Annotated in this window: 12 protein-coding genes; 5 read left to right on the forward strand and 7 right to left on the reverse strand. The window is 51.1% G+C overall.

Going from position 1 to position 15,916, the window contains the following annotated elements; all coding sequences use genetic code 11:
- Positions 1-4 precede the first annotated feature (4 nt).
- The 7 genes from ACYVAD_RS00445 to ACYVAD_RS00475 all read right to left on the reverse strand — a co-directional run bounded on the left by ACYVAD_RS00445 (position 5) and on the right by ACYVAD_RS00475 (position 10,492).
- The gene (locus tag ACYVAD_RS00445) at positions 5-3,304 is read right to left on the reverse strand and encodes a SusC/RagA family TonB-linked outer membrane protein (protein ID WP_461137498.1); all 3,300 of its coding nucleotides are present in this window, start codon (positions 3,302-3,304) and stop codon (positions 5-7) included.
- A 134-nt stretch (positions 3,305-3,438) separates the two neighbouring features.
- Positions 3,439-4,539 carry a FecR family protein gene (locus ACYVAD_RS00450; RefSeq protein ID WP_461137499.1) on the reverse strand — a complete coding sequence of 367 codons (1,101 nt, stop codon included), beginning with the start codon at positions 4,537-4,539 and terminating at the stop codon, positions 3,439-3,441.
- Between the two features lie 55 nt (positions 4,540-4,594).
- On the reverse strand, positions 4,595-5,182 hold the full coding sequence (locus ACYVAD_RS00455) for an RNA polymerase sigma factor (protein ID WP_461137500.1): 588 nt from the start codon (positions 5,180-5,182) through the stop codon (positions 4,595-4,597).
- 180 nt (positions 5,183-5,362) lie between these two features.
- Positions 5,363-7,912: a PAS domain S-box protein gene (locus tag ACYVAD_RS00460; protein WP_461137501.1), complete on the reverse strand. Its 2,550-nt coding sequence runs from the start codon at positions 7,910-7,912 to the stop codon at positions 5,363-5,365.
- 135 nt (positions 7,913-8,047) lie between these two features.
- Entirely contained in the window at positions 8,048-8,470 is a 423-nt protein-coding gene (locus ACYVAD_RS00465; RefSeq protein WP_461137502.1) for a BLUF domain-containing protein, read from the reverse strand.
- A gap of 430 nt (positions 8,471-8,900) precedes the next feature.
- The gene (locus ACYVAD_RS00470) at positions 8,901-9,938 is read right to left on the reverse strand and encodes a hypothetical protein (protein ID WP_461137503.1); all 1,038 of its coding nucleotides are present in this window, start codon (positions 9,936-9,938) and stop codon (positions 8,901-8,903) included.
- Between the two features lie 158 nt (positions 9,939-10,096).
- Positions 10,097-10,492 carry a YtxH domain-containing protein gene (locus ACYVAD_RS00475; RefSeq protein WP_461137504.1) on the reverse strand — a complete coding sequence of 132 codons (396 nt, stop codon included), beginning with the start codon at positions 10,490-10,492 and terminating at the stop codon, positions 10,097-10,099.
- Positions 10,493-10,923: 431 nt separating this feature from the next.
- Here ACYVAD_RS00475 and ACYVAD_RS00480 point away from each other — a divergent pair, with 431 nt between their 5' ends.
- The 5 genes from ACYVAD_RS00480 to ACYVAD_RS00500 all read left to right on the forward strand — a co-directional run bounded on the left by ACYVAD_RS00480 (position 10,924) and on the right by ACYVAD_RS00500 (position 15,908).
- Complete coding sequence (locus tag ACYVAD_RS00480) at positions 10,924-11,625, forward strand: NUDIX hydrolase (protein WP_461137505.1); 702 nt, start codon at positions 10,924-10,926, stop codon at positions 11,623-11,625.
- 340 nt (positions 11,626-11,965) lie between these two features.
- A complete protein-coding gene (xylA, locus tag ACYVAD_RS00485; protein ID WP_461137506.1) occupies positions 11,966-13,306 on the forward strand; it encodes a xylose isomerase in 1,341 nt (446 codons plus the stop codon).
- A 110-nt stretch (positions 13,307-13,416) separates the two neighbouring features.
- Entirely contained in the window at positions 13,417-14,085 is a 669-nt protein-coding gene (gene fsa, locus ACYVAD_RS00490) for a fructose-6-phosphate aldolase (protein WP_461137507.1), read from the forward strand.
- Positions 14,082-14,939 carry a transketolase gene (locus ACYVAD_RS00495; RefSeq protein WP_461137508.1) on the forward strand — a complete coding sequence of 286 codons (858 nt, stop codon included), beginning with the start codon at positions 14,082-14,084 and terminating at the stop codon, positions 14,937-14,939. Before fsa ends, ACYVAD_RS00495 begins: the two co-directional genes overlap by 4 nt.
- 12 nt (positions 14,940-14,951) lie before the next feature.
- Positions 14,952-15,908 carry a transketolase family protein gene (locus ACYVAD_RS00500; RefSeq protein WP_461137509.1) on the forward strand — a complete coding sequence of 319 codons (957 nt, stop codon included), beginning with the start codon at positions 14,952-14,954 and terminating at the stop codon, positions 15,906-15,908.
- Positions 15,909-15,916 lie beyond the last annotated feature (8 nt).

The raw sequence follows: 15,916 nt of genomic DNA on the forward strand, positions 1-15,916 counted from the left end.
TCGGTTAGAACGTGAGCTGAAGGCCAAGTAATAATTGAGTCGTAGATGGGTAATAGTTCAGTGTGCCGTTATTGTCACTGTTTGTTCTAATACCTGGAAACAGGCCATTCACCTGAACCAGGTCAGGGTCTCCTCCTGTGTATCCGGTGAAAGTAACCAGGTTACGGGTCGTTGCGTAAACTCTGACCGAACGCAGGAAATTGACCTTGAGCGGCTGCGTGTAGCTCAGCGTTACGTTGTCAATCTTGACAAAGTCACCGCGTTCCAGGAAATAGTCAGACAGCGACGAATACGTTGCCGTATTGGTCAACTTGGAATACTTGCTTCCATTATAGGCCGAAGTGAGCGTATTAGCATTCTGCTGCGTAGCGGGCGTACCGAGGTAAAAGGCGTAGGTATTGAAGATTTGATAGTCGAACGTACCGCGCAGAAAGACCGTCAGGTCCCATTTCCGGTATCTGAAGCTGTTCGTCAGGCCTGCCGTGAACGTCGGCAATCCGTTTCCGATGAATCGTTTATCATCGTTGGTGGCTTTGTTAGCGACGATGACGTCTCCGTTTTTATTGTACACCAGCAGCGCACCTGCTTCATTAACGCCAGCTGACTTAAGAGCGTAGAAGCTGCCGATCCGCGTATCTTCCTGCAAGCGCTGGATATTTCCGGGGCTTCCGGGAGCTGGCATACCTACTACGTCGATGTACTTCTGTCCTTTGTAGGCATCGCTGGAGAAAGAAACAAACCGGTTGCTGTTCGTCGCTCCAGCAAACGTTACGTTGTAGCTGAAATCCTTTCGGGAAACAACGGCCGCGTTTAGCTGAATCTCTAGTCCTGAATTCTGCATCGTTCCGACGTTGGCAAACGTCGATCCCTGAATGTTCGGTGGGTTTGGCACGTTGTAAGAACCCAGCAGATCTTTGTTCGTACGAACGTAATAATTTAAGCTACCTGACAGCCGGCTGTTTTTAAACACATCGAAATCAAGACCGACGTTGAAATTGATGGCTTTCTCCCAGCGCAGGTTGTAGTTGGTGTTCTGACTGGGTCCCCAGACCTGGTATGACGTGCCGTTGTACGGGTAGTACCCATAGCCATTATACGTATCGAGCGACAGGTAGTTACCGAAGTCCTGGTTACCCGTTTCCCCGTAATCGGCCCGTAATTTCAGCTCGTTCAACCAAGGAATGTTCTTCGCGAATCCTTCCTGTGTAATGCGCCAGCCTACTGACGCGGCCGGGAAATACCCCCACTTGTTGGTGTACCCGAATTTGGACGATCCTTCCCGGCGCAAACTGGCGGACAGGTAGTATTTCTGGTCAAAGTCGTAGTTGACCCGCCCAAAGAAGGCCGCTAGTTTCGAACTGTTGCGGTAAGAGCCAACGTTGTTGATTCCTTTCTCCAGATTCCACAGACCCGTTCCTAAGTTGTTATAGGTCAGTACGTCAGACGGGAAATTTTCGTTTGATGCGCTGAAACCCGAACCGGTAAAGAGCTGGTACGAGTATCCCCCCAATACTTTGATGGAGTGCTTCTGCGTATCTAATGCGTAGTTCCCAATCCATTCGAAGCTCTTCTGATCGTTTTCTTCCAGCGCCTGTCTGGCAGAGTTCCGCTTGGTTCCGTTGATGACTGTAGTCAGCGTAGAAGGCGTAAATCCTTCGTTTCGGAACGAAGAACTCACTTCACCGATGGTCACCATGGTATTCAGGTTCTCCAGCAGATTTAACTTGAAGGAACTGTTGATATCGAGGTACTTGATTTCCTGCTGCGAGAGTACATTCTTGGCCGTTTCAACGGGATTGTTGGCGAAGAAGCCCGTGGTGATGTAGGCATACCGACCTGAATTATCGTACACGTTTTGCGTCGGGTTGAGCGTCAGGGCGTAGTTGAAGCCACTGTAATCGGCCTGGTTTGTTTTCGCGTACCGGGGAGCCGCCGTAAACGTAATGGCGTACAAGTTGTTAGCCGAGGTATGATTGATGTTGACCCGGCCGCCATACTCCTGCTTCGACGAGCGCAGGTCGATACCGTTGGCGTTGCGATAATCAAGCGAGGTAAAATAGTTTGTCTTGCCATTACCACCCGAGAACTGCAAGGTGTGCTTCTGCGAAAAAGCGGGATCCCGGCTGACAACTTTCATCCAGTCCGTGTTACCACCCAGATCCACTCCTCGTTTGTTGGCGAGGAACTCATCTTTCGACAGCACCGATAACTTATTGGTAATGAAATCGAATGTGCTGTATCCGTCGTAGAAGATACGAGATTCTCCCGATCCTTTTTTAGTCGTGATAACGATAACGCCATTGCTCCCCCGCGTCCCGTAGATTGCCGAAGCAGCCCCGCCCTTCAGTACGTCAATCGATTCGATTTCATTCTGGTTGATGTTGTCCAGATTACCACCCGGCACCCCATTGATGACAAACAGAGGCCCGAGTCCGGCGTTACGCGACGAAACTCCTCGGAGCTGAATACTGGGGGTCGAATTGGGGTCACCGGCGGCCGTGTTGGTTACTGACAGACCCGCTACTTTCCCCTGAATGGCCATCAGCGGACTGTTGCTTCCGACCCGGAGCAGATCCTGGGAGGATAAATGCGTAACCGCGCTGGTTACTTCTTTCCGGTTCAAGGAACCGTAACCGACCACCACCACTTCATTAATGGACTTGATGTCGGTTTTCAGCTGGATTGCCAGTGTTGTCTGGTTTGTTACGGCAACTTCCTGCGTTTCAAACCCAACAAAGCTAAACACCAGCGTTTGGGCTCCATCCGGAATTGTCAGCCGATAAGCACCTTGCGCGTCTGTGACGGCACCACGCGTTGTTCCTTTTACCAGTACGCTAACACCCGGCAGACCTTCCCCCTTTTCATCCCGAACCGTTCCGAAAACGGTTCGGTCAAGTGGAACAGTGCCTTCATCGACCGGCTCCACGCTCTCAATGGTAATCACATCGGTTGTCGAGCGCGTTAAAATAATCTGCTCCCCGGATACACTATAACTTACCATCAGCGGAGCCAGTAGTTTTTCCAGCACATCTTTTAAGGTGCTGTTCTGAACACGCATGGAAACCAGTCGCCGGGCCGGTACAATCTGCGGACTGTACGAGAATTTTACGTTAGCGGCCTTCTCGATGCTACGAAGTGCCGCTTTGATATGCTCGCCCTGGACATTCAACGTTAGACGCCGGTTAAGAAGCTCCTGAGCCGATACGTCATTGGCCCAGGACACGCCCACAAACAGAAGCGACAACAGGATGTGCATGCAGGTAACCCGTATGCAGTTCCAAAAAAGAAGAAGTAATGGTTTCATTCGTTTAGGTTATTGGTTTAGGCAATTGATTAAATAATCCCTGGCCAGATGAGCCGGGACGGTAGCAGGGTATTCGGTTTCATCGTAAGGAATAACAATTGAGAGGGGCGTTGAAAAAGGGAATACGGTTGGCATCACTGGCAGCCAGTGCCACTTATAACCACTTGACCATCAATGATCTCATAGGTAGCCTCGACGGTCTTACAAATGATGGCGAGCTTTTCTTCAAAGGTTTCGCGGGCGAGCGATGCCGTCAGCTGGCACTGGGCAAACGCTTCCTTGTTGTAGCGGATATTGATCCCGTACGCGTCTTGCAACTCCTGAAAAACTTGCGAAATTGGGGTCTCGTTGTAATTGAATGTGGCTAGCTTCTTCCTCGGCGTAATGGGTTTTATCAGCTGCGGCAAGTCAATCAGTGTTTTGTCAAACCGCTCAGTCTGGCGCGAGAAAACCACCTGTTGATTAGGCATTAGCAGGACTCCTGTCTGCTTTGTTGGGGTAGCAGCGGTTCGAACGTGATAAACGGATACCTGACCGGTCAGCACCTGAACCCGTACTTCTTCTTCTTTGGCGAAAGCTCGCACCAGAAACTTAGTTCCGAGTACCTTCGTAACGAGTTCGTTGGCGTGAACCAGAAATGGCTTATGGGCGTCTTTGGTAACCTCGAACGTCGCTTCGCCTGACAGGTATACCTGCCGGTTCTGCTTTCCAAAGCTGCTGGGGTAACTCAACCGGCTCTCGGGCGCTAACCAGACCACGGAATTATCCGGTAGCTTGACGGTTTGGTGCCTGTCTGTCGTATTGACCGTTTCGTGAAACGATTTTTCAAATGTCGCCAGCTGCTGCTCGTACAGAGACGACTGACGGCTTGTCCATAGCCAAAAGCCAATTCCCAACAGTAACAATACGGAGGCAGCAGCTACCCAGTATATCCTGGTCAGTGAACGTACAGGCGAAAGAACTGGCGTTGGTACTGCATTGGTTTGCTTGATCCGGGTCAGCAGCTGACGAATGATCTCATCGGATACGTACGTCCGGGCATAGCTATCGAGACCCAACCGAATTGCGTCGAGCAAATCGACAGCCTGCTGCCATTCCCGTTGACGATGGGGAAAAGTCTTCTGCCAGTCGTCCCAAAAGGCTATCGACTCAGGCGTCGGAGTGAGCTGGTGATTAACAAAAAAATCGTCGGTTAGGAAATCAGCGGTTGTAAAGTTTTCGTATAGCGGGTGCACAGTCTACTGGATTTGTCAGTAGATGACACTTTTCGAAAAACGTACTCACTTAAACCTAAAAAAATATTGAAATAAGTAAAGAAATATACATAATCCAGCCTCTCAGTTTCTCAACAGCCCTGAATACCAGGTTCTTGGCCGATTGTTGGTTTACGTCCAGTATTTCGCCAATCTGGTTGTAATCCATGTTTTCGATAAAACGTAACTTAATGGCTTCCTGCTGACGGGGTGGAAGCTGGGCTATAAGACGTTGCAGACGTTCTTGTCGTGACTGAGCCGCTTCCAGCTCCTCCAGTATTTCCAGGTCGTTGGGTTCGGCCCAGAGTACTTCGTAATCGGTTTCCTCCAACGGCAAGTAGGGTCGTTCCTTACGTTCAAGCAGGTGCATGATCCGCGTCCGGAGAGCCCTTAGCAGATAATGACGGACATTGTCTGGTATAGTAAGCCGCGTTCGTTTTGCCCAGATCTCCGTGAAAACGTCGTGAACACAGTCCAGCACAAAAGCCTCTGAAGCTGATACCAGACTCATACCGTAACGGTACATAGCCCGTACGTGCAGGCGATAAAGCGCTGCATAAGCCTCCTCATCCCCTAACTGAAACGATTGCCAAAGTTGCTGTTCATCCACGTATCCGCTTAACAACAGCTTATCGTTTTATGCTCCCTATAAGGCGCAAAAAAACTTAACTCTGGTATTCGTCGCCTATGCAGATTGGTTCAGATAGAAACCGGAGTCCATCTACGGACAGTCGTATCGTGTTTGTCTTTAAGGCAGTAAGATGAAATCGCTTTCGACAGAACGCGACAAAGGCCATACTGCTCGTTAAGCAATAGGCAGATAGATGTAGAAGGTCGATCCCTGGCCGAGTTGGCTGGTAGCAGTGATGGCGCCCCCGTGGTTTTCGACAACCCGCTGGCAGATGGCTAGTCCGATACCCGTACCGGCATACTCATTTTTACCGTGCAGCCGCTGAAAAACGCGGAAAATGCGGTCGACATATTTATCATCGAAGCCAATGCCGTTATCGGCTACGGTAATTTGATAAAACCGCTGAGCTGAGCTGTTGAGTTGTAGCTGGGTGGGAATATCGTCCTTATCACGTTCTTCCGAACGAATACTGATCACCGGGGACCGGTCGAGCGGAGCAAACTTCAGGGCATTGCTCAACAAATTCTGAAACAGTTGCCCCAGTTGCGTCGCATCTCCTTTGAGACTGGGTAAGGGACGAACATCAATTTTGGCACCGGCCCGCTCAATCGCCATATCCAGCGTATCCAGCACCCGCTCCACGATCTGTTGCAGCGACACTTCGTCGAACGATTCCTGCTGTGTCTTAATTCGCGAGAACGTCAGCAGATCGCTCACCAGCTTAGACATACGACTACCGGCATCCACCATGCGTTGCAGCATGTAGTTACTCTGCTCATCAAGGGGCATAGTCGGCTGCTGCAGGAGCATATCCCCGAAGGACTGGATCTTCCGTAAAGGCTCCTGCAAATCATGACTGGCCACGTAAGCAAACTGTTGCAGGTTTTCGTTGGAGCGTCTTAAATCCTGGTTGGCCTGCGTCAACTCCTGTGTCCGCTGCGCCACCCGAACCTCTAATTCTTCGGATAACAGGCGATACTGTTGTTCACTTTGCTGTAAGGCTTGTTCGGCCTCCGCCCGCGCTACGGCAATGATCAGGCGGGCGCTAACTTCATCCAATAGGGTCAACTCATCATCCGTCCAGTCGTGCGGTTGTTGATAATGGACAAACAATACGGTCTGGGAACCCGTTGCAGCAACCAACGGTTTGTTGACGGCGGCTGCTATTCCTAGTGTTCGATACGCTTCTTTCTGTTCTGCCGTAAGTGTATGATCAGTCGCTACGTTATAGCGAACGGTATTACCTTCCTCCAGGAAATCAGCCAGTAGGTGGTTGTAATCGGCGTACTGGTGTTGGCCCTGCCAGTCGTCTACCCCGTCGGTGTAGTTACGCCGGACGGTAATTGTCTTTCCATCCGGATGTCTCTCAACGTATCCTACCCGGCTAGCCCCTAAATAGGCTCCTAACTGACGAGCGGTTTGGTAATAAACTTCGGTCGGATCGGTTAGCGCACGCAGATGATCGGTCAGTTGCAGCAAAAAGGTTTTTTGCACTTCGCTACGCTGAATCAGCTGCTGAGCCCGTACCTGCTTCGTCACGTCCGTAGCCATTACCAGAATGGCATAGACTTCACCCTGTTCGCTGAAGAGTGGTTTGGCCGTAAAATCGACGTAATACGTCCCAACGGAGTCGTCAACTAACAAATCAGCCTGAGCCCCCTGCGCTGAGTAGGGAGTTCCGGTGTCGAATATATGGTTCAGGACAGCCGGGAAAGGCTGCCCCTGTAGCTCAGGCAGAGCCTCGAGCAGGGGCAGTCCCAGTACCTTGTTTTCTTTGTGAAAGAAAGCCAGTACGGATTCGTTCGCTACCTCGATTCGCAGCTCGCGCCCCATTAGTAGACAGGTCGCCACGGGGGCTTCTTCAATCAACGCCCGAAAACGAACTTCGCTACGCTGCAATTCCTTGAGAGCCAGTACTTCCTTCGTTACGTCTGTAGCCGTGTTGATAAGGCCAATCAGCGTTCCATCCTGCGTATAAACGGGATTGTACGAAAAGTTGAACCAGGCATTCTGCCACTGACTATCGATGACCACGCCAGCTTTTCTTCCGCTGCCATGGCTATTGTAAGCTTCTCCGGTGTCGTAAACGCGCTGCAACAGATCCAGCAGGGGTTCATTCACTAGCTCAGGCATTACCTGATACAGTGATTTTCCCATCACCGACTCGTCCTTCCCCCAGATCTGTAGCATGGGATTGTTGACCGTATCGATGACCATGTCCCGGCCGACAAAGAGAACCGTGGGCGTGGGCGAGTTGAGCACGATACTACGAAAGCGAGCTTTGCTAACTTCCAGTTGTTGGTGCAACTGTACCTGAGCGGTGATGTCCCGAGCTACTCCCGACAGGCGATAGGCAGCCCCCAGTACGTCTACATAAGCTCGTCCCTGGCAATGCAGCCACCGTACCTGCCCATCCTGCGCGCTAACCGTACGAAACTGCATGTCGTAATAGCCAGCCGACGAAGGATCAAAAGCAGCTCTGAGCGCCTGATCCACCCGCTGCCAATCCTCTTCATGCACTAAGGAAATAAACTCGCTATAGGCAATGACGTCCCCCCCCCGAAAGCCGTAGAGTTCCTGGCAACGCGCATCCCACCACACCTGCTGCTGGCTGATGTCGAGATGCCAGGTACCAACCTGGGCTGCCTGAATGGCATACCGAAGTCGTTCCTGTTCGGCCTGTCCACCCAGCGAGAAGGGAAAGGGGATTGATTGATCAGTCATGAATACAGCTTAACACATCATACCACTTAATACACAAACGATCAACGACTCAGTTTAATCCCCTTTTTGCTAAAATTAGTTGACAATCAAGAATGGATAATACCGTGCACGGTACCGTATGGAGCTTTTCCCGGCTTACGGACGATGGTTTACGTCGAAGAAACGTTTTAGCATGCGTAAGATGACCGGCTGTTCTGGGTCCACAAATGCTTCCTCTTTAGGCTCGGTGGAAACAATGTTTTCTACCTCTTCGTACTGTTTAGTCGTTATCGTCTCGTAGCCCATGTACCATTTATCAAACAACCGCTGGGCGATGGGGTGGCTGATTACTGTTTTTACGTCCCGGTGGCGAGGATCGGCCTGGATGCTTTTGTATAGTCCTTCTACCGCTTCCTGCTGCCCTTCCAGTACCTGAACGATCTTACCGTTGACATATAGCAGTACGCCAGTAATACCTAGCCGGGCATTCTTGGCTCGGCTAAACTCAACGATGTCCATTATGTCCTGTTCTGTCGTTGACTCGACGGAGGTACTAAAATAAGTTATGCAATAGTCCATTCAGAGTAGACGGATAAAAGTATAATTGTTTTACTGGATGCCTGTTTGTGCTCCACAAACTTTGGGTCCCAAATTTACGTGAATCTTTTTACTTAGTGACAGACTCGACCGGCTCAGTAGATTTAACTTATTTTAGTGGCCTCTTCACTCGTTAGGTATCTCTTACTTTTCAGACCGGTCTACTTTATCTCCTTGGGGGGTCAACTAAGTAAATATCCTTATGTCGTTGAGTTTTATACAACTATTCCGTCTAAATCTTATCAAAGGACCTATTATTTACAGATTTCCCTGGTTGACAGCGCAGACAGTACTCCGCTAACTCCTTATCTCTATTACTTCTCTTTCGGGGAACAATACCTAATATACCAAGCGCGGAGGGGGAAACTCGATTAAGCCTCCCCCTCCGCGCTTGGTGGTACCTACTTAGTGACTAGACTGAGCGGATGGGCCGGTCAATCGAGCTCGCTTCGTCTTTCGATTCGGTTCCCATCTTCGCTCCGAAACCAGCGGCTACCACACCAATCAGCAGGCCAAAGAACCCGAAGATGGCGGCTTTAGATGCAGCTCCCGCTGCAGCATCCGCTGCGTGCCGTGCCTGTATGGCAGCTTCTTTCTTCGTCTGTTCAAACTTGGCGGCTGCCTGTTTGTAGGTGTTGATCCAATTGTCAACAATCTGCTCTGATTCGGCACGGCTCTTTCCGGTCCGCTTCATCACTACGTTGACTGCGTCCTCGCGGTCCACACTGCTAACAGTTGATTGTCCCTGTTTGAACAGCCGATCGAACAAACCGCCAGCGATATCATCCGCAGCCTGTGGGTTTGTTGCAGCCTGTCCAGCAGCGTTTTTTGCCTGCTGACCCGCCTGATCCGCCTTACGTTCCAGTGCGTTCGGGTTCAGGTTAGCGTTGCCCGTCTGCCGCAACAGTTTGTTTGCTTCTTCCCTCAGATCTTTCAGATCCAGATTCTTCAGGTCAATGCCGTTGTCTTTCAATTCTCCTTGCACAGCATCGCCAACCGCAGGCGCGGCAGCAGCAACGGCTGATCCTGCGGTGCTGACCAGACGACCAAGCATTCGGCTTGCCCCGCCGATAATGCTACCCAGCGTCGTCGTTAGAAAATAAATCGTTAGTAGCGTAGCTAGACACCAGGTTAGAACGCCATGAATGATTCCATCGAACAGGCGGGGGGCACTCGCTAACCGCCCAGCGATCCATCCGCCAAGAAACAAAGAAAGTAAGCTGCTGATTGCGTACCACACGGCGCTCCCCGTACCCAGCCCAGCGGCTGGATTCTTCTCCGTTACTGGATCAATAGTGCTCAATCCGATACCTAACCCCAATAGGGTGAACAGCATTTGGCTGACGATTGCTACTAATACCCCGGCGAACACGGCACTCCAGGAGATGCGTTTGATAAAGTTGTCGCGGCCGTAAATCACCTCGGTTGAATAAGAAAGTTGACGTTCCATCTTTTGTTGAGTAGTAAGAAGTTGTAAAATATAGCGTCTGGTTCGATCCTTTTAAGAACATCGTGGAGAACCAGCGTGCTCAAAGCGAATTCTTTATCCGCCCATGGACGGGAACTCTTTCATAGTTGTTGAGTAAATCAGAGTAAGCATTTCTCTTCTCAGCTAATTTTTGCTGCGCTCTCCAGGCGATCTACACCCGAGTTGACCTTATCGGCCACTTTTTCCGCCTTTGTTTCTGCTTCGTCGGCGTAGCTGTCGAACTTGTCTTTTGCTTTGTCAGCAACCGAGCTTGCGTTCGCTTTGATGTCACCTATCGTTTCCTTAGCCTGCGACTTGGTTTTATCCCACTGGTGATGAACTTCTTTTGTCTGGTCGTCTACCGTGTCGGCGATCTTCTTGCGTAACTCCTTTCCAGACCGGGGAGCAACAAGCAACGTAACGACTACACCAACAGCCAAACCTACCAGTGCCCCAGAGATGAATGATTGATCTTCTAGGTAGTCCAGTGGCTGTTTTTTTCTTCCGAGCAGTGTATTGAATGATGTAAGTGACATGATAGTGCTATGTTTTGTGACTGCCAATCTGTAGACAAATAATCATGCCACGAAACAGCCACCCCCTTAATGTACTGACTATTAGCGAACTATTAGTCCAATAAATATGTACATACATCTGTAGTTGTGGGTAATTTTACTCAATCATGTAGCAACACTTACTCATATTCTTTCTAAGTAATTTACACACAGATCGCATTGGAAACATACTTAGCCTAGTACCCTAGCCACTGAATCAGTCTGTGATGCGATTAGCGAACGGGACTAAACTGGTATTCACCGTAAAGGGATGCGCAGACGACACAGCGGATGGTTCAGCAAGTAGTTTACTCACTTGATAAACCGCGTTAGGGTGGTTAAAAGCGCATTTACGTTTACCTTAGCCTACACAAAGGCTCTTCGGCTCTTAATCAACAGACCTTTGTATAACGATGCTCGATCAGTACCAAAAACAGCAACCCATGTTGCTGGCCCTGGATTCTATCATTTTTGGGTTTGACGGTGAAGCCCTGAAAGTACTGCTTGTCAAACGGGGAGTGGAAGAAGAAACCTGGTCCCTCATGGGCGGATGGCTACAGCCCTTCGAGAGCCTGGAAGAAGCCGCAGCCCGAATCCTATACGACCTGACCGGCCTATCTAATGTGTATTTGGAGCAGCTTTATGCATTTGGTGCCCCCCATCGAGATCCAATTGTGCGGACGGTATCAGTGGCTTACTTCTCGCTGGTCAAGATAGCCGATTACGAAGCAAAAATAACGGAAGCCTTCCAGGCTCGCTGGTTCTCCATTTACGATCTCCCTCCGCTCCTGTTTGACCATGGAGATATGGTAGCTCTGGCACTTAAGCGGCTTCGTTACAAAGCCGCTCAGCATCCAATTGGCTTCGAGTTACTGCCCGAGAAGTTTACGCTCCCCCAACTTCAGAAATTATACGAGGCCATCTACAACGCCGAGTTCGACAAGCGCAACTTCAGCCGGAAAATCCTATCAATGAATCTGTTGATCAAGCTCGACGAGAAGCAGAAAGGATTTTCCAAGCGGGGAGCTTACTTCTATCAAGTTGACCACCAGAAATACCAACAGGTCAATAACGCCTTTTTGAACTTCATTCCTACGGCTGAACTCGCTCTATAGACCGGTCTCTGCGGTTCTTTCCCAGTAATTCCTGCCAGCTAACTAGTTCACATACTTTTTTAACTATTAATGAATGTCATATTGACATTTAATTAATCAAGACACATCTTTGCTCTCGCAAATAAGTGTCAAACTAACACTCATAACCATCTTCCTTACAATTCAACAAACACCTTATGAATAGAGTACGGGCATGGTTCAAGAGTAGCTGTTGACAAAACCTGCTCAGTATTGAACGGGCGAGACCAATCAACGCGCGGCCCTAACGGCCCTTGGCTTACGTTGACACATCAATGCAATGACATTATTCCTAACGATTAATAACTGAACCAATTTTCTCATGACAACGACATCTGCCATTACCCTGGGCGACAAAGAGTTTTTCCCCGGTGTGGGATCAATCGCCTACGAAGGCCCCAAATCCAAAAATCCGTTGGCGTTTAAATGGTATAACCCTGAGCTGGTTATCGGGGGCAAAACCTTACACGAACAACTTCGCTTTGCGATCAGCTACTGGCATACCTTCTGCGGAGCTGGCGGTGATCCGTTCGGCCCAGGCACTCGCCTTTTTCCCTGGGACCAGGACAACGACGCAAACGTACGGGCCCGGCTGAAAATGGATGCCGCTTTTGAATTTATCACTAAAGTGGGAGCGCCTTACTACTGCTTCCATGATATCGACCTGGTCGACGAAGGTACATCGGCGGGCGAGTACGAAAGCCGGTTGCAGAAGATTGTGGAGTACGGCCAGCAAAAGCAGCAGGCAAGTGGCGTAAAACTGTTGTGGGGCACGGCCAACGTCTTTTCGAATCCGCGCTACATGAATGGTGCCTCGACTAATCCGGATTTTGCCGTGTTGGCCTACGCGGGCACCCAGGTAAAAAACGCCATTGACGCCACGATTGCGCTGGGGGGAGAGAATTACGTATTCTGGGGTGGTCGTGAAGGCTATATGTCGCTGCTGAATACGAACATGAAACGGGAAGTTGAGCACCTGGCTCAGTTCCTGACCATGGCCCGCGATTATGCCCGTCAGCAGGGTTTCACCGGTACGTTCTTTATCGAACCCAAACCGATGGAGCCGACCAAACACCAGTACGACTACGATGCCGCTACGGTAATCGGCTTCCTGCGCCAGTACGGCCTCGATAAAGATTTTCAATTAAATATCGAAGTAAACCATGCTACCCTGGCAGGACACACCTTCGACCACGAATTGCAGGTGGCCGCCGACGCTGGTATGCTGGGCAGCATCGATGCCAACCGGGGTGATTACCAAAACGGCTGGGACACCGATCAATTCCCGATCAACCTCTACGAACTGGTCGAAGCTGCGTTGGTAATTCACCAGGCGGGCGGCATCAAGCCGGGCGGGATCAACTTTGACGCCAAAGTACGCCGGAACTCAACCGACATGGAGGATCTGTTCATCGCCCACATCAGCGGTATGGATGCCTTTGCCCGCTCGTTCATTGTGGCCGACGCCATCCTGCAGGATTCGGACTACCGCAAATTCCGCCAGGATAGGTATGCCTCGTTCGACAGCGGCCAGGGTAAAGCGTTCGAAGAAGGTAAGTTGACGCTGAATGACCTGCGCAACTACACGTTTGAACACGGTGAACCACAACTCCGCAGCGGTAAGCAGGAGTGGCTCGAAAGCATTATCAATCAGTACATCTAATTTCCCTTCTATCCCACACGTGCGATTAGTCGTGCCGCTCAGGCGGTACGGCTAATCAATTTGCCGTTTTGGCTAAGCACCCATCATTGCTTCACAGAAATTCTACCACCATGAAGTTTTTTATTGACACGGCCAATCTGGCCGAGATCCAGGAAGCCGCTGACCTGGGCGTACTGGACGGCGTAACTACTAACCCATCGCTGATGGCGAAGGAAGGAATTGCCGGTCAGGACCGCATCCTGAAACATTACGTTGATATCTGCAATATCGTTGATGGGCCGATTTCGGCGGAAGTCATCGCCACTGACTTCGACAACATCATTCGGGAAGGCGAAGCCCTGGCCGAACTGCACGACAATATTGTCGTGAAAGTCCCGATGATTCGGGATGGCGTCAAAGCCATCAAATATTTCACGAAGAAAGGTATTCAGACCAATTGTACGCTGGTTTTCTCGGCGGGGCAGGCGCTGCTGGCCGCCAAAGCGGGCGCTACGTACGTATCGCCGTTCGTTGGCCGACTGGATGATATCTCGACGGATGGGATGGCGCTGATCGCCCAAATCCGGACGATTTACGACAACTATAAATTTCCGACCCAGATTCTGGCCGCGTCGGTTCGTCACCCCATGCACATCATCCAATGTGCTGAAATCGGTGCTGACGTGATGACCGGCCCGTTAAGCGCCATCACTGCCCTGCTGAAGCACCCATTAACCGACAGTGGTCTGGCGAAATTCCTAAGTGATTATCAGAACGTAAACCAGTCCGTTGCCGCATGAAAACTCCTTCTTTAGAAAACGTAGCGTCGCAGGTACGCCGGGATATTGTGCGCATGGTCCACGGCGTAGCTTCCGGGCACCCAGGTGGATCGCTGGGTTGTACCGATCTGCTGGTCGGTCTGTATTTCGACATCATGGACCTGAAAACCGATGACCAGGGATCAGTGGTGTTCGACATGAGCGGCTCCGGCGAAGATATGTTCTTCCTGTCCAACGGCCATATCTCTCCCGTTTTGTATTCCGTACTGGCGCGCCGGGGCTATTTCCCGGTTTCGGAGCTGGCGACATTCCGTAAACTGGACTCTCGCTTGCAGGGTCACCCCGCCACGGCCGAGCATCTGCCCGGTATCCGTATCGCGTCGGGCTCACTGGGCCAGGGCCTTTCAGCCGCGGCCGGAGCGGCTTACGGCAAAAAGCTACGTAACGATCCCCACCTGGTTTACTGCCTCATGGGCGACGGAGAGCAGCAGGAAGGGCAGATTTGGGAAGCGGCCGCGTTCATTCCGCACCGTCAGCTCGACAACCTGATCGCCATTGTCGATTTCAACGGACAGCAGATCGACGGACCAACGGACGTCGTGCTGAACAACCGGGATTTGGGCAAGAAATACGAAGCATTCGGCTGGAACGTACTGCACATGGACGGTAACGATCTGAGCGACGTAACGGCAACCCTGAAAAAAGCCAAACAGGTGTCGGGCAAAGGAGTTCCTGTTTGCATCATTATGAAAACCGAAATGGGACAGGGCGTCGATTTCATGATGCATACGCACAAATGGCACGGCACGGCTCCTAACAACGAACAGTTAACGGCCGCCCTGGCTCAGCTGGACGAATCTCTCGGCGATTACTAACCCCGACGCATCATGAAGACTTACACGTTTACCGAAAAGAAAGACACCCGTTCTGGCTTTGGCGCGGGTATGGCCGAACTGGGCCGCAATAATCCCGATGTCGTAGCGCTGTGCGCCGACCTGGTCGCATCGCTCAAACTCGATACCTTTATCAAGGAAAATCCGGAGCGGTTTATCCAGTGTGGTATTGCCGAGGCCAACATGATCGGGGTAGCCGCAGGCCTGACGCTGAACGGGTTAATCCCGTACGCCACTACCTTCGCCAATTTCGGTTCCAGCCGGGTGTACGATCAGATCCGGCAGGCGGTGGCATACTCGAACAAGAACGTAAAAATCTGCGTATCGCACGCGGGCCTTACGCTGGGCGAAGATGGGGCAACGCACCAGGTCCTTGAGGATATCGGCATGATGAAATCACTGCCGGGCATGACCGTCATCAACCCCTGCGATTTCAACCAGACCAAAGCCGCCACTATCGCCATTGCCGACTGGGACGGTCCGGTCTATCTGCGTTTTGGTCGGCCGGTAGTACCCAACTTCACCCCTGCTGATCAGCCATTTGAGATCGGAAAAGCCATAACGCTGAACGAAGGTGCGGATGTGTCCATCTTTGCCACCGGTCATTTGGTATGGCAAGCGCTGGAAGCCGGCAAGATACTGGCCGAGCAGGGCGTCGACGCGGAGATCATTAACATCCACACCATCAAGCCCCTGGATAAAGAAGCGATTCTACAATCGGTTCACAAAACAGGCTGTGCCGTAACGGCGGAGGAACACCAGATGAACGGTGGCCTGGGCGACAGTGTATCGCAGGTATTGTCCCTTAATTATCCGGCTCCGCTGGAAATGGTCGCCGTAAACGATTCATTCGGCGAAAGCGGTACGCCCGATCAGCTGATGGAGAAATACGGGTTGACGGCGGCCTCCATTGTCGCCAAAGCGCTGGCCGTCATTCAACGAAAAAAATAATCATTTCC

This window comes from Spirosoma pomorum, from assembly GCF_054776615.1.

What these genes read in the sequence shown, in the direction of transcription:
- ACYVAD_RS00445 (WP_461137498.1), bottom strand. Translation starts at nt 3,304, where the DNA reads ATGAAACCATTACTTCTTCTTTTTTGGAACTGCATACGGGTTACCTGC.
- ACYVAD_RS00460 (WP_461137501.1), bottom strand. Translation starts at nt 7,912, where the DNA reads ATGACTGATCAATCAATCCCCTTTCCCTTCTCGCTGGGTGGACAGGCC.
- ACYVAD_RS00465 (WP_461137502.1), bottom strand. Translation starts at nt 8,470, where the DNA reads ATGGACTATTGCATAACTTATTTTAGTACCTCCGTCGAGTCAACGACA.
- ACYVAD_RS00470 (WP_461137503.1), bottom strand. Translation starts at nt 9,938, where the DNA reads ATGGAACGTCAACTTTCTTATTCAACCGAGGTGATTTACGGCCGCGAC.
- ACYVAD_RS00475 (WP_461137504.1), bottom strand. Translation starts at nt 10,492, where the DNA reads ATGTCACTTACATCATTCAATACACTGCTCGGAAGAAAAAAACAGCCA.
- ACYVAD_RS00480 (WP_461137505.1), top strand. Translation starts at nt 10,924, where the DNA reads ATGCTCGATCAGTACCAAAAACAGCAACCCATGTTGCTGGCCCTGGAT.
- xylA (WP_461137506.1), top strand. Translation starts at nt 11,966, where the DNA reads ATGACAACGACATCTGCCATTACCCTGGGCGACAAAGAGTTTTTCCCC.
- fsa (WP_461137507.1), top strand. Translation starts at nt 13,417, where the DNA reads ATGAAGTTTTTTATTGACACGGCCAATCTGGCCGAGATCCAGGAAGCC.
- ACYVAD_RS00495 (WP_461137508.1), top strand. Translation starts at nt 14,082, where the DNA reads ATGAAAACTCCTTCTTTAGAAAACGTAGCGTCGCAGGTACGCCGGGAT.
- ACYVAD_RS00500 (WP_461137509.1), top strand. Translation starts at nt 14,952, where the DNA reads ATGAAGACTTACACGTTTACCGAAAAGAAAGACACCCGTTCTGGCTTT.